General features: G+C 42.1%; 13 protein-coding genes. 5 read left to right on the top strand and 8 right to left on the bottom strand.

What is annotated here, in order from left to right; all coding sequences use genetic code 11:
* Nucleotides 1–7 precede the first annotated feature (7 nt).
* Complete coding sequence (locus BROSI_RS14790; RefSeq protein ID WP_052564562.1) at nucleotides 8–1,789, top strand: SLC13 family permease; 1,782 nt, start codon at nucleotides 8–10, stop codon at nucleotides 1,787–1,789.
* Between the two features lie 52 nt (nucleotides 1,790–1,841).
* Here BROSI_RS14790 and queC read toward each other — a convergent pair whose 3' ends face one another.
* From queC to BROSI_RS14755, 7 genes are all read right to left on the bottom strand, one after another.
* On the bottom strand, nucleotides 1,842–2,513 hold the full coding sequence (queC, locus tag BROSI_RS14785) for a 7-cyano-7-deazaguanine synthase QueC (RefSeq protein ID WP_052564561.1): 672 nt from the start codon (nucleotides 2,511–2,513) through the stop codon (nucleotides 1,842–1,844).
* A gap of 6 nt (nucleotides 2,514–2,519) precedes the next feature.
* Nucleotides 2,520–3,155 carry a radical SAM protein gene (locus BROSI_RS14780; RefSeq protein ID WP_052564560.1) on the bottom strand — a complete coding sequence of 212 codons (636 nt, stop codon included), beginning with the start codon at nucleotides 3,153–3,155 and terminating at the stop codon, nucleotides 2,520–2,522.
* A gap of 76 nt (nucleotides 3,156–3,231) precedes the next feature.
* Complete coding sequence (locus tag BROSI_RS14775; RefSeq protein WP_052564559.1) at nucleotides 3,232–5,241, bottom strand: ABC transporter ATP-binding protein; 2,010 nt, start codon at nucleotides 5,239–5,241, stop codon at nucleotides 3,232–3,234.
* A 621-nt stretch (nucleotides 5,242–5,862) separates the two neighbouring features.
* Nucleotides 5,863–6,051: a hypothetical protein gene (locus BROSI_RS14770; protein WP_052564558.1), complete on the bottom strand. Its 189-nt coding sequence runs from the start codon at nucleotides 6,049–6,051 to the stop codon at nucleotides 5,863–5,865.
* Nucleotides 6,052–6,201: 150 nt separating this feature from the next.
* On the bottom strand, nucleotides 6,202–7,410 hold the full coding sequence (locus tag BROSI_RS14765; protein WP_052564557.1) for an ABC transporter permease: 1,209 nt from the start codon (nucleotides 7,408–7,410) through the stop codon (nucleotides 6,202–6,204).
* Nucleotides 7,411–7,452: 42 nt separating this feature from the next.
* A complete protein-coding gene (locus tag BROSI_RS14760) occupies nucleotides 7,453–8,172 on the bottom strand; it encodes an ABC transporter ATP-binding protein (protein WP_052564556.1) in 720 nt (239 codons plus the stop codon).
* Between the two features lie 2 nt (nucleotides 8,173–8,174).
* Nucleotides 8,175–9,365, bottom strand: coding sequence for an efflux RND transporter periplasmic adaptor subunit (locus BROSI_RS14755; RefSeq protein ID WP_162183248.1), 1,191 nt, complete (start codon nucleotides 9,363–9,365; stop codon nucleotides 8,175–8,177).
* 218 nt (nucleotides 9,366–9,583) lie between these two features.
* On the opposite strand from BROSI_RS14755, the gene BROSI_RS14750 reads away from it, so the two are divergent.
* The 4 genes from BROSI_RS14750 to lpoB all read left to right on the top strand — a co-directional run bounded on the left by BROSI_RS14750 (nucleotide 9,584) and on the right by lpoB (nucleotide 13,275).
* On the top strand, nucleotides 9,584–10,543 hold the full coding sequence (locus tag BROSI_RS14750; RefSeq protein ID WP_052564554.1) for a CsgG/HfaB family protein: 960 nt from the start codon (nucleotides 9,584–9,586) through the stop codon (nucleotides 10,541–10,543).
* Nucleotides 10,544–10,761: 218 nt separating this feature from the next.
* Nucleotides 10,762–12,099: a COG3014 family protein gene (locus BROSI_RS14745; RefSeq protein ID WP_200891759.1), complete on the top strand. Its 1,338-nt coding sequence runs from the start codon at nucleotides 10,762–10,764 to the stop codon at nucleotides 12,097–12,099.
* A gap of 35 nt (nucleotides 12,100–12,134) precedes the next feature.
* Nucleotides 12,135–12,599, top strand: coding sequence for a YcfL family putative periplasmic lipoprotein (locus BROSI_RS14740; protein WP_052564552.1), 465 nt, complete (start codon nucleotides 12,135–12,137; stop codon nucleotides 12,597–12,599).
* Between the two features lie 82 nt (nucleotides 12,600–12,681).
* The gene (gene lpoB / locus BROSI_RS14735; protein WP_052564551.1) at nucleotides 12,682–13,275 is read left to right on the top strand and encodes a penicillin-binding protein activator LpoB; all 594 of its coding nucleotides are present in this window, start codon (nucleotides 12,682–12,684) and stop codon (nucleotides 13,273–13,275) included.
* Nucleotides 13,276–13,361: 86 nt separating this feature from the next.
* Here the strand turns inward: lpoB and pgsA are convergent, their stop codons facing one another.
* Complete coding sequence (gene pgsA / locus BROSI_RS14730; protein WP_052564550.1) at nucleotides 13,362–13,937, bottom strand: CDP-diacylglycerol--glycerol-3-phosphate 3-phosphatidyltransferase; 576 nt, start codon at nucleotides 13,935–13,937, stop codon at nucleotides 13,362–13,364.
* Nucleotides 13,938–13,943: the final 6 nt, after the last annotated feature.

Genomic DNA, 13,943 nt, shown 5'->3' with positions numbered 1-13,943 from the left:
TACCAATATGGAAATTGGATTTGGAATCTGGTATACAGCTGCCTTACTGCTCATTATGAGCATTCTCCTTTTCATGGAGGTGCTGGAAATAGAAGTGGTCATTTTTTCGACTTTACTGCTCCTTATTACCGGAAAAGTTATTACCCTGAAAGAGGCGTTCGTCGGATTCTCCAACGAAGGGATGTTAACGATTGCGCTGATGTACGTGGTAGTTGGGGCTTTCAGCAATACCGGCATGCTCAATCAGGTTACTCACGTCATTTTTGGTAAAAAAAATACCGGCGATTCCCGCAAACTCCTGAGGCTTTTATTTCCCGTATCCTTTGTTTCCGCATTTATTAACAATACTCCGGTTGTTGCAATGTTTATTCCGGTTATACGTTCCTGGGCAGAAAAACACCATTATGCATCTTCTAAGTACCTGATTCCTCTTTCATACGCTGCGATCCTGGGGGGGACGTGTACCCTGATTGGCACAAGCACCAATTTGATCGTTCACGGACTAATGATCGATTCAGGAATGAAAGGAATATCTTTTTTTGAAATTTCCAAGGTCGGCGTACCGCTTGCTCTTCTGGGTATTTTATTCATTAGTCTTCTAGGTCACCGATTGCTTCCCAACCGGAAAGACCCCTTAGTTGAACTGGGAGAACATACCAGAGAATTTGTTATCGAACTGAAAGTTACTCCGGAATATGAAAATATCGGGAAAACAATTGAAAGTGCAGGATTGCGGCATTTACAGGGTTTATTCCTTTTCCAAATAGAACGAAGAGGTCAGATTATTGCCCCGGCAGAACCAAATGAGAGAATATTGTTGGGTGACCGACTGTTTTTTACAGGTATACCGAAAATGATATTGGAATTACAAAAGTTACCTGGTTTGCAATTGATACAGGATTCTCATTTTGATTTAAAACAATATGATTCTGCTGTGATAAATACCTTTGAAGCTGTTGTATCTCCCGGCTCTCCCTTAGTCGGAAAAACGGTTCGGGAAAGTGATTTTCGGGCCAAATACGAAGCGGTTATCATTGCCATCCATCGTCATGGAGAGCGGATACAAAAAAAAATTGGCGACATTAGCTTATGGCCTGGCGATACCTTGTTGCTATTGGCAGGAAAGAATTTCCGCAAAAGATGGTACCATTCAAACGATTTTTATCTTATTGCAGAAGCCGAAACGTTACCTTCCAAGCCACAGTGGCGGGGATATTTGTCTCTTGGCGTATTTTTCTTAACGATCCTGTTGACCATCCTTGAAGTACTTCCGTTACTATCCGCAGCAGGTTTAGGGGTAATTATCCTGATGGCAACCCGAACGGTACGAATGGCGGAAGCACGAAAGGCAATAGACTGGCGGGCACTCATTATTATCGCTATGTCCCTGGGCGTTGCAGCGGCAATTAAAGAATCCGGGCTTGCAGAGTTATTGGCCAGTGGAATAGCCGGAATTGGCTGTCATTTTGGGGTAATAGGCGTTTTAACAAGTATTTATATCATGACAAGTTTTTATACTCTCTTCATCACCAACAATGCAGCCGCGGCAATGCTGTTTCCCATAGCTATTTCGTCAGCTTCAACAATTCATGCCGACACGCGTGCCTTTGCCTTCGTTGTTCTTTTTGCCGCTTCAGCCAGTTTCGCAACGCCGATCAGTTATCAAACAAATTTAATGGTGTACGGACCGGGTGGTTACAGGTTTAAAGATTATCTGAAAATCGGCGTCCCATTGCAATGCCTCATTGGTATAATCACTATGGTTTTAGTCTATTACTTTTATTTTTGATGACCCTTTTCCCGTTTTCATTTGGTATTGAAAAAGTCCTCCACATCACACCTTAAACATAAGGGATCGGATCTTTGACTCCGGCTTCTTTAAAGGCTTTTAAACGTAAGAAACAACTATGGCACTGTCCGCATGCCTTGTCGGTATTTTTGTAACATGACCAGCTGAGGTGAAGGGGCGCCCCTAAAGAAATGCCTGTTTTTACAATCTCTGATTTACCCTTGTGTATCAGGGGCGTTTCTACCTCGATACAGGTCGTTGGCCTTGTACCAACCCTGATGAGTTTATTGAAGGCCTCATAATAGATGGGTCTGCAATCAGGATAGCCGGGGCTGTCCTGTTCTACGGCGCCGATAAATACCTTCCGTGCCCCAATAACTTCACCCCAGGAGACGGCAATTGCCAACAAGTGTGTATTTCTGAAGGGAACATACGAGGTAGGAATTTCTTTGATATCTGACTGTGCGTCCTGTACGTTCATACGCGGGTCTGTCAGACTCGATCCCCCGATCTTTCTGAGATAGTCGATATTTGCTATAAGAATTCTGTCTTTGGGGATGTTGTAGTATGAAGCGATGTCGTGAAAGGCTTTAAGCTCCCTCGACTCTGTGCGCTGACCGTAATTAACGTGTAAGAGTGCAAGCTGATATTGCGCGTGCGCAATGGCAGCAGTTACGCAGCTGTCCATACCACCGCTGACCAGTACAATAGCTAAGTCCTTCATGTAACGTTAAACACCCCTTGTTTGTGGTTCCCAGATATATTTGTGGAGTTGCAGCTGGAATCGGACATTAAGATTGTCTTCTAAAATCCACTGAACGATCATTCTCGGAGCAATGGCATCAAAGACAGTTCCCATCAATACGTTGGTAATATCAGATAAACGATATTTCTCTATTACTTCTTTTGACCAATCATAATCTTTCCGGGAATGTAAGACAAATTTCACCTCGTCTGATTTCATCAGATAATGAATATTCTGCCAGTACATCAAATGGCTCATATGGCTATCAGGACACTTAATATCCATAATTTTTATGGATTTTTGCGGAATGGTACGAATATCGTAACTACCGTTTGTTTCCACTAAAACCGTATAATTTTTATCGAGCAATTCATCTATCAATAATGGTGTATCTTTATCCGATAGAGGTTCACCGCCGGTTATGCAGACCAATTTGGTTTTGAATCCTGCAACACGCTCAAGGATTGAACCAATCGACATCTCCATCCCTTCTTCATATGCATAGGTGGTATCGCAGTAACTACACCGTAAGTTACATCCTGTTATGCGTATGAAGGTACACGGCAAGCCGGCATAGGACGTCTCCCCCTGAATACTCTTAAATATCTCATTTATTTTCATATATTACTAATTTTATTGGATTTTTCATGCATCTCAAGTGCATTACCGTTTTTTTTCATAAAATTCGACCTTATTCTTAAGACCACTTTGGGTGTTGGAATGTCTCATGTAAATCAATCGTGGGTTCTTGCGTTGCAACTACTTCTGCCTTTACTGCCCCTGTTTCAGCCTCTTCTAATTTTACCTTTTCCTGCATATTGAATTGCATCTCGAAGAGTTTTTTATAGAGTCCTCCATGAGCAAGAAGTTCATGGTGGAGTCCTGTTTCCACAATCCGCCCCTTCTCCAGGACCACAATCAAATCGGCATGTAATATGGTCGATAACCGGTGTGCTATAACGAATGTGGTGCGATTTTTTACCAAACGATAAATGGCATTCTGGATAAGTTGTTCGGTCTCTGTATCAACGGAAGATGTAGCTTCATCCAGGATGAGTATCCGGGGATTGGCAAGAATGGCACGGGCAATGGCGATGCGTTGTTTCTGGCCACCGGAGAGTTTCACCCCACGCTCACCAATTACGGAAGCATATCCCTTCGGCAACTCAACAATAAAATCATGTGCATTGGCAGCACGGGCTGCTTCCTCAATTTCCTTATCTAATACATCGGATCGTGCATAAGCAATATTCGCCTTTACTGTGTCATTAAACAGAAAAGGTTCCTGGAGCACCATGGCCATTTGCTTACGCAGGGAGTGGAGTTTGACTTCCCTGATATTGTAACCGTCAATGAAAATCCCTCCCTTTGTTGGGTCATAGAATCGGGGGATGAGTTGTGTAAGGGTGGTCTTTCCGCTACCGCTGGGGCCTACAAAGGCAATCATCTGGCCCGGACGTGCACTGAGATTGATGCCTATCAGGACTTCTCCATCTTGATTATACGTGAAGTGAACTTGTTTGAATTCTACAACACCACGCACGGGTGGCAAATCAATAGCATGGGGGGCATCTTTCAATTCGCACGGCGTATCCAATATCTCGAAGATGCGCTCGGTGGATGCAATGGCACGCTGCACCTGATTGTAAAAACGTGTCAGACCGGTAATGGGACTGTACATCATCTGGAGATAGGGAAAGAATATGACGAAAGTACCTGCGGAGAGTTGTCCTTGAAGTACCTTATATCCACCGAGACAGATGACGACCACGGCGCCTGTCTCGGTTATCAGGTCTACAATGGGTCTTAATGCTGAAACGAGTTTTAATATCCGGACGTAGAGGTTGTAGTTCTCGTAATTTTTATTCCGGAAGCGTTCCATTTCTTCGGTCTCTTTCGCGAATCCCGCAATGACCCTGATACCGGAGATATTGTCCTGAATGAGGGAGTTCAGTTCAGCCGTTTTGTCCCTCAGGGAGCGAAAGACCTTTCTGATCCTTTTCCCAAAATTGTAAGTACAGAGTGAGATAAATGGACAAACAAATAAGGCAATACTGGTGAGTTGCCAGTCGAGTTTTAAGCAAAAATACAGTATCCAGCCAAATTTAAACATATCCGTAATAAAGGTAATAACAGGGCCTACAACTGCCTGTTCCAGGGAATTAACATCATTCATGAGACGGCTCATGATATCGCCGGTCTTCGTATTTTCAAAATATTGCAAGGGGAATCGCTGAATATGGTCATAAAGCTGATTCCGTATATCATAAATAAGCCTCTGCCCTAACTCGGAGGTAATGAAGCCGTGAATCAGCGTAATACCGCTATGAAAGGTATGCATAAAGATAAAACTCACGGCAAGAAAGGCCAGCGTAACGATGGTAGAATTGTAACTTTCAAACCAATGCTTATGAATAGAGTGTGAGGCAGCTAGTAACGGTTTTGAGAGTGGGATAGGGCTCTTTTGTTCGTGAAGGTAAGTTTTATCGGATGATTTTTCCTCAGATGGATTGCTGGGCATCGTTTTTATAAATTTATCAGCCATCTTGATTTCATCCACCGCGATACCCAATATCTGGGTCGGTAAGACAGCAACATAAGCGCTCACAGCCGAGAGGATGAGAATAATTGCTGATTTATGCCAATAAGGCTTTAGATAACCTAACAGTCTGATATAGGTATTTTTTGAAGAAATGTCTTTTTTCATAGGTAACTATAATAAGTGAAAATTATCTTTTTACAAACTTTAGCATGTGCTGAGGGTTGTGTATTATTTGGAGGACAAAGTAAAAATATTACGCTTCCAAAGGACTTGTTACCTAAAATTGCCAGGACAAACGCACGTGGCGCGGCTGTTATTCCCAGAGAGGAAGGTAACTATTTAGCCTCGTGAAGTGACAGGATTTTGGAAGATGCCATAAGTAGTTCCGTGAGAAACGATATATCTATAGACAAACCATTATGCCACAATCAAACTCCATCGGAGCGAGATGTTGTTCCTGTGTTTCGGGTATCATTTCTGTGGAGCTACGATTTTACATGTCACATTTTCTATGAACATTTTGCCCTCACGGGCTTTAAAAATACCTGTCCGCCACAGGCAGGTCGGTTTGATTTTTCCAAATACCCAAACCAACGAACCGGAACGTGTAGCGTTATCGGTTTATCCCCAACCAAAAGCTGACCTCAAGGGACTTTACCATAAGTGCCAGTCAAACGACCGGCGCTACAATTTTTGCTAAATAATGTTACAATACTTTTTAAGATACCATAAGGCATACGGTGCGTTTGGTTTTTAAGTCTGACTTTGTCACAATGTTCAAGGGAATTACTGATCCTGTATCACAAAGTTGGCGCCGTCATCCTGGGAAGCCATGTATGAGCCGATAGGACAAAGTACCTTACTGTCCGCTTCGCAGCGGATAAGAATTTTCCACAGTGATTCAAGGTTCTCTTTCTCGTGTTCGGTTTCCGGAATCATTTTAATCCTTGTTTTGCTTTCAATTGAAATTCTCATGGCATGGCTCCTTTCGACTTTTGTCTGGTACATTACAATTCTCTGTAAACCATAGATATTAGTAACACGTAACACGTGATCTTTCAGAAGACATTAATGTAAATGAAAATCGTCACATATTCAATCTTCTTTTTAACTTAAATCTCTTTTTTATTCATACCGGAGCGCCTCAATCGGGTTAAGCCTCGATGCCTTTCTTGCCGGATAATAGCCAAAGAAGATACCAACCATGTTTGAAAAGAGAAATGCAACGGCGATAGATGGTGAAGATAGTAACGATGGCCATCCCCCATAGTGAGAAACTAATTTTGACGTGAAAATGCCAAAAATTATTCCAACTATCCCACCAATCGAGCTAAGAACAGTAGATTCTATTAGAAACTGAAAAAGAATATCCTTTTCCTTTGCGCCAACTGCCATCCTGATGCCAATCTCTCTGGTCCTTTCGGTCGTAGAAACCAGCATGATATTCATGATGCCAATGCCACCTACAAACAAGGACACTAATGCAATACTACCAAGGAGAACGGTCATCGTATGGCTTGTTTCCATTACTGTTGAAGCAAATTCTACCTGACTGATAACCGTAAAATCATTCTCTTCATCGGGTCTCAGCCGATGGCGTTGCCTTAGGAGAGAAGTAATTTGATCGATTGCCTCGAACCGTGACTCTGCGGTAGTCGATGAAGCAAGGGCATAACCAATATGTGTAACTCCCATAATCTTTCTCTGTACGGTCGTGTACGGCATGAGAACCATATCGTCCTGATCCTGGCCTGTAGGTGATTGTCCTTTGGCGCTCAGTACACCGATTACCTTAAATGGTATATTGTTTACACGAACCCACCTGTCAACAGGATCTAACGTTCCAAAAAGGTTGGTTACAACGGTCTGCCCCAGGACGCAAACCTTTGCCATGATATTTACGTCCTGCTGAGTGATAAATCTCCCGTCTTTTAACGGCCAGTTCCGTATAATCTGATAATCAGGCCCTGCCCCCGACACCCCGGTTGTCCAGTTCATATTTCCGTAAACTACCTGCGTGGTTGTCCTGATACCGGGTGAAACATAACTGACGGCGCTACATTCCTTTGCCATAGCAAAGGCGTCTTCTGCGGTTAAGGTAATGGTTCCTGTGGTACCCCTGGCAGCGGCATGTGTGGTACTGATGGGAATAATAATGAGGACGTTTGTACCCAAACTCTCCAGTTGTTTTTCGACAAAGGCTTTGGCTCCTTGCCCGATACTTACCATAACAATTACAGCGCCAACACCAATAACGATGCCGAGGATCGTCAGGGAGGAACGTAACTTGTTCCTCATAATTGCACGTAAAGCTATTTTAAAAAGCGCCGTCATAAGCGAAAAAGTTCGTTCGTTATAAAACCATAAGGTTGCTTCTCAAGGTGCCTGAACCACAGGCGTAGCGGCGGATGGAGAAGGAGTGTCGCTTAACACCGTACCGTCTTTGAGAACAACAACCCTGCGGGCATATCCGGCAATATCTGTTTCATGGGTAACGAGCACAATGGTAATACCCAGGTTATGGTTGAGGTCGGTGAGTACTTTCATGACATCTTTGCTGGTAGCGCTATCCAGGTTTCCCGTTGGTTCGTCGGCAAGGAGCAAGGTGGGGTCATTGACGATGGCACGTGCAATAGCAACTCGTTGCTGTTGTCCACCGGATAGTTGATTGGGATAGTGTTTTTGAAACCCATCAAGACCCAGAATACGCATTATCTGATGAATCTTATCGATGTCGTTTTTGGATATTTTCTTACTATAAATAAAGGGGAGTTCAATATTCTCTACTACCGTAGTTCGACTGAGCAGGTTAAAACTCTGAAACACAAATCCTAGTTTTTTATTGCGAATTTCGGCCAATTCATTTTTTGAAAACCGGGAAACTTCGACACCTTCCAAATAATATTTCCCCCGCGTGGGACTATCGAGACATCCGAGGATATTCATCAAGGTGGACTTGCCTGACCCTGATGCCCCCATAATAGCCACAAATTCCCCTTTCTTTATAGATAAAGATACCCCTTTTAAGGCCGTGACCTTAAACTCTCCCATCGTATATATCTTATAAATGTCATTCAACAATACGATATCATGCATGTTTAATAACGGGCTCTGCCCCAGGGAACTCTTTGCTGACCTTTTTCAGCCGTCTTAGGAAGAGTCTCACCAATCACAACCTCCTGGCCTTCTTTTACATCACCCTCCAGGATTTCGGTAAAGCCATCATCGCCTATTCCCGGTTTTACAGCCACTTGTTTCAATTTTCCTCTCTCTAACACCCAAATATGCAAGCTGGTTTTTCTTGCAAATTTCCTGTCAACAAGCGCCTTTTTATCTCCTTCTCCTTTTAAAATTTCAGAAGGGGTATATCGTAATGCCACATTGGGAACCCTTAAAACGTTCTCTACTCTGGCCACTAAAATGGAAGTATTTGCCGTCATTCCGGGCTTGAGTTTCAGGGATGTATTATCGACATTAATTATCGTATCGTATGTCACAACATTTTGAAAAATAATAGGTGCCATACGGATCTCGGAGACCTTACCCTCAAATAAGTCCTCAGGAAAAGCATCTACCGTAAACTTTGCATCCTGCCCTACTTGAACCATACCGATATCGGCTTCATCGACATTCGTATTGACCTGCATATGAACCAGATCTTCGGCAATGTTAAAGAGAATGGGGGTTTGAAAGCTGGACACAACGGTTTGTCCTACATCCACATTTCTGGAGATCACAATGCCGTTTAACGGGGAGATAATTACCGTATGTTCTAAATCTGTTTTCGCAATTCCCAAAGCAGCTTTGGCTTGCAATACCTGTGCCTCTGCCAATTTTACATCGGCTAAACCCGCTTCATATGTTGTCCGGGCAGCATCAAGTTCTTCAATGGAGACTACTTTTTTAGCAAACAATTTTTTTGAACGATGGTAATTTCTCCTGTTATTTTTAGAATTCACCTTTGCTTTTTCAAGGGAAGCTATGGCAGTGGCAAGGGTGGCTTCCGCCTGTTTAACCCGATGTTCGAAAGGAACCGGGTCAATCTGAGCCACGACTTGTCCTACCTTGACGGCAGAATTAAAATCTGCGTACAGTCTTGAGATAAGTCCGGTAACCTGACTGCCAATTATTACGGTTCTTACAGGGTTTATAGTGCCTGTTGCGGTGACATATTTGCTAATACTACCTCTGTCGATTTTCTCTGTCTTGTATTGAATAGATTCCGAATTGCCAAGGAAATAGATTGACGCTACGATAATGGCAACAAGACATGGAATACCAATAATCACGTATTTTTTCATAAGTTAAATTAAGATAATACAATTTACCAGGGATAGCAATTACAATTTTAAACGCCTTCTTTCGTGTAAATGACCTTGACACCTTATAATTCAACTATATAATTCCAATTGTAGAAAAAGAAAATTCATGAAAATCAGACGGACAGTTTTATTTTTAAAATTCTTAGCGTTGTTATACCTTAAGCAGAGAATGAGGAGGATACTCAGTGAAGATTGCCGGGTACGTTATTGCGGTGATTCTTTTGTATCAGGGAATCTTATTTGCCAACACATTTTCAGATAAGCCGACAATTGCAGTGCTTGATTTTAAAACAGGCAACAAACCTCTCATAAAACAGATACATAAGAGTAAAGAGGTGACTGCCATTACGCGGGATGACAAAGAGACGAATTTGTTTACCGCCGAACTTATCACCGCCCTTGTGAACACAAACAAATTTACTGTTGTTGAACGCGATCGTTTGCCCACTCTTGTCAAAGAACATGCATTTGACAGTTCAAAAGAAATACCATCTGAAAAGATCATAAAAATGGGACAAATACTTCGTGCAGAATATTTTGTCACGGGAAAAATAGAAGTATTTGAGGTCAGCCAGAAAAAAGCCAAGACTCTCTACTCTAAATCTAAAAAACCCACGTTTCAGGGACGCATGGTGGTAAATATGGAGATCATAGATACCCGAAATGGTAAGATCGTGGCTGCAAAGAAGGTCAACACGCGAGAAGTTTATAGAGAACCGGCACATGGCCATACAACGCTATTAGCATTTATCGACATGTTGAAGGAAAAAACGGTTCAACAATTAGTTGGCGGCATAATAGACGGAATCTTTCCCACAAGGATCGTGAAAGTCTCGGATAATAAGGTGTTTCTAACCAACGGACTTGAGGGTCGGGTCAACGTCAGCGATATCATGAATGTATACAATGCAGGTGATGAACTGGTAGACCCTGATACCCTGGAGTCCCTTGGTATGGAAGAAATTCAGGTAGGACGCATTAAAATTACCGAAATCCAACCCAAATATATCATAGCACAAATAATTGAGGGGGACGCTGCGCATATATTGGCGGGTGCGGTTTGTCGTTTGAGCGAGAAGCCGTCTGAAAACAGATTAAGTGAACCAAAGACTCCTGGTTCCAGTTCAAAGCCAATTTCATGGTAATCACGCTGTAGTTTTGTTTATGCCACACGTTGATGCTTTAGAGAGCATGCTTTATAATTTAAGACAGCCTATGGTTAAAAAGAGACGAGAAGGTGGCCGGTAGATACAGATTTATGTCGTGTCGATTGAGACGACTGTTTTTTTGCGCTTCAGTCTTTTTCGTGATACCTGTCATTGGTTGTTCCACTACAAGCGTTTTCACTTCTTATACATCTAAAATGAATTTGCTGATTGACGATCTCGCAACCCGCCAGTTCGACAAATCCCTTAAAATTCTTAATAAGTACCGGAAAAGCAATGACAAAATTCTCTATCTCCTGGAGCGCGGTCGTATTGCACAGATAAAGAATGATACAGATTCAAGCATGAAAGATTTTGAGGCAGCCATAGCAGCTGTTCGTCAGATGGAGGAAAAGGCAGTCGTAAGCGCCTCTGATATTGGAGCACAGACCGCATCTTTATTAGCAAATGATAATACCATTCCTTATAAGGGAGATGGGTATGAAAAAGTATTTATGTACCAATTCCAGGCATTCAACTATCTGGTAAAAAAAGATCTTGAAGGTGCTGGTGTTGAAGTCAGACGTGCAAATCTTGAACAGAAATTAGCACTAGAAATGCATGAAAAGGAACTTGCCAGGGCGGAAGAAAAGGCAAGGGACAAACAAATTGATACACAACAGGCCTACAACAATCTCAATTCAGCCTATCAGGGTATGGATGATGTTGCCGGCAAGGTAAAGAACTCTTTTCAAAATGCTTATGCATTTTATATGTCCGGAATAGTATATGAATTGCTGAATCAACCGAACGATGCGTACATTGACTATAAAAAAGCCCTTCAAATATTTCCTGATAATGCTTACTTACAACGGGACGTAATGCGCCTGGCAAAAGATCTTGAAATGAACCAGGAATATGAATATTATGCTTCCCGGTTTGGCAAGTACTCCGTTAAAGGTGAGGAGGGTACGGGCGGTGGAAAAACCGGAGATCTGGTGGTCTTCTTTGAGAATGGTTTGGTTCCGCAAAAAAGGGAAATTCAAATCCCGATTCCTACTCCAAATGGTTTATTGGCAATTGCATTTCCTATTTATCATACAAAATGGTCTGCAGTGGAACCGCTTTCCCTATCTGAATCAGGGGGTGGCAGTTCTTTCGGCATGACGGAGTCTATTTGCCACGTACAGGCACTGGCTGTGAAATCATTAAAGGAAAAGGTGCCAGCCATGGTCATCAGACACATCCTCAGGGCAGCAGCCAAGGCTGCTATTCAACAAAAGGCAAAAGATTCAGCAGGAAGTTTAGGACAGATATTTTCCTCGATCTACAATGTAGTTTCGGAGAGGGCAGACGTGAGAAGCTGGTTAACTTTACCACGAGATGTTCAGATCATGCGTATTCATCTTCCGGAAGGAACACATCGTTTGCATCTGGCACATGAAGCATCGGGAGCATCCTCAGATATTGATATTTCAATAAATCAAAACAAAAAAACTATACTAAGGGTGATACAGATAAGATCAGAACTTTACATTACATCAACAACTTTTTAAATAGAAGATATTAGGAAAGGGTAGGCATACATACCATGTCTGACTATACAAAAATAATCTCGAAGCATACGAAATTAAACTATTATGGGTTTATAATCATTTTGATGGCAGTATCCTTCATTGGTTGTTCCACCACAGCAGGTATTGAAGGGTCAATGTCTGCAGCTACCGGACAAAACGGGCAAACGGTATACAGAAAAAATGTGATCATTAATAACGCCAGTTTAGCCCGGAATATTCAAATAGCGGATATGAAGTCTGATTTTGTTGGAAACCTGCTCAGGGCTCATGTCTCTTTGCTTAACAAAGACAATGATACCATGAATTTGCAGTTCAAGTTCTCCTGGTTTGACGAAAACGGACGCGAGATTGATCCTGACACAGATGCATGGACTCCGGTAATACTCTATGGAAACGAATCCAAGTCATTGCAAGGTGTTGCTCCTAATCCCAATGCCAAAGAATTTAAGATAAAAATACGGGAGTTACAGGACGAGTAGGTGGATGAAAAAGGCACGAGACTTTCCCTTTTCACATTTAAGATAAACGTATTAGAATTTTAAAACAAGGAGGATACAGAGAATGTCCGGTTTAAAGCAATTTGTATGCGGATTAAGTATAGTAATTGTCACAGGGTGCGCTACAAGCGTCAAGTATGAAGATGCCACAAAGGTCGAAACAACAACAACCGATTTTGGGTCAACCGATTTACAGCAGATTGTTAACAAAATGGTTGACTCGCTCCTTACCTTCCCTCCCATTGTCCAGGTGACCAACGAACGACGCCCCGTCATATTTGTAAATACCATAAAAAATAAAACGTTAGAACATATCGATACAGAGTCAATTACTGATTCCATAAGGACGAAGATTGTGCATTCTGGCAAGTTCCGGTTTGTTGACATGACAAAGGTAGATGCTGTCGAGAAACAGTTTGAGTTCCAAACTGAAAGTGGTATGGTTAATAAAGCCACGGCAGCAACCTTTGGCCAGCAGATTGGGGCTGAATATATGCTCTATGGTAATTTTTCAAGCATCGTAAAAAAAGCTGAAGATGTTCGCGATATTTATTATAAATTCACTCTTAATCTGATGCATCTGGAAACAGGTATTATTGAATGGGCAGACGAAAAAGAAATACGAAAAATTTCGGAGCGTAGCTTATTTGGCAAATGACAGGAATGGTAACTATTTAGTGTCTGAACGAAAACACGCTTTTTGAAAACAGTCTGGTAAAAAATTCGTGTTTTCATTTACGTCTACTATTTTTCCAGGATTGCAGGACCGGCTTTAACCATATATTTAATCCCCGAAACTAACGTAATAATTACGGTAAGCCAGAGCATAATAATAATCCCCTGTTTGATGGCTACAAAATGATTGAGTTGCGCGAAGAACAGCAAGATGAGGCTAATGGTAAACGACTGAACAAACATCTTTGCCTTCCCCCATATGGTTGCCCCGAATTCAATCCCCTTTGATTCCGAATAGCTTCTGAGACTATTGACCAAAAATTCTCTCGCTACAATTACAACAACCATCCATGGTGATATGATATCATGGGCATGTTGTATGAGTAAAATAAATCCGCCACAGACAATGATCTTATCCACAAATGGGTCTGCAATACGCCCAAAATCTGTGAGAAGCCCTTTTTTGCGAGCCAAATATCCATCCAGCCAGTCGGTTAACCAGGCTAATAAAAATGCCGCAAGGGCGCTATTATAATACCGGTACGACAGGAATATAAAAAACACAATAGCAAGCAAGAGTCTCAATAAGGTTAACCGGTTGGGCAGATTGAATGCCGTGCATTTTGAAAACTCGAACGATCCCATTTAGTC

Origin of the sequence: Candidatus Brocadia sinica JPN1, from assembly GCF_000949635.1 — a bacterium.
Taxonomy (GTDB): domain Bacteria; phylum Planctomycetota; class Brocadiia; order Brocadiales; family Brocadiaceae; genus Brocadia; species Brocadia sinica.
Note: the sequence above shows the minus strand (reverse complement) of the source record. Positions and strands in the feature narration are given on the sequence as shown.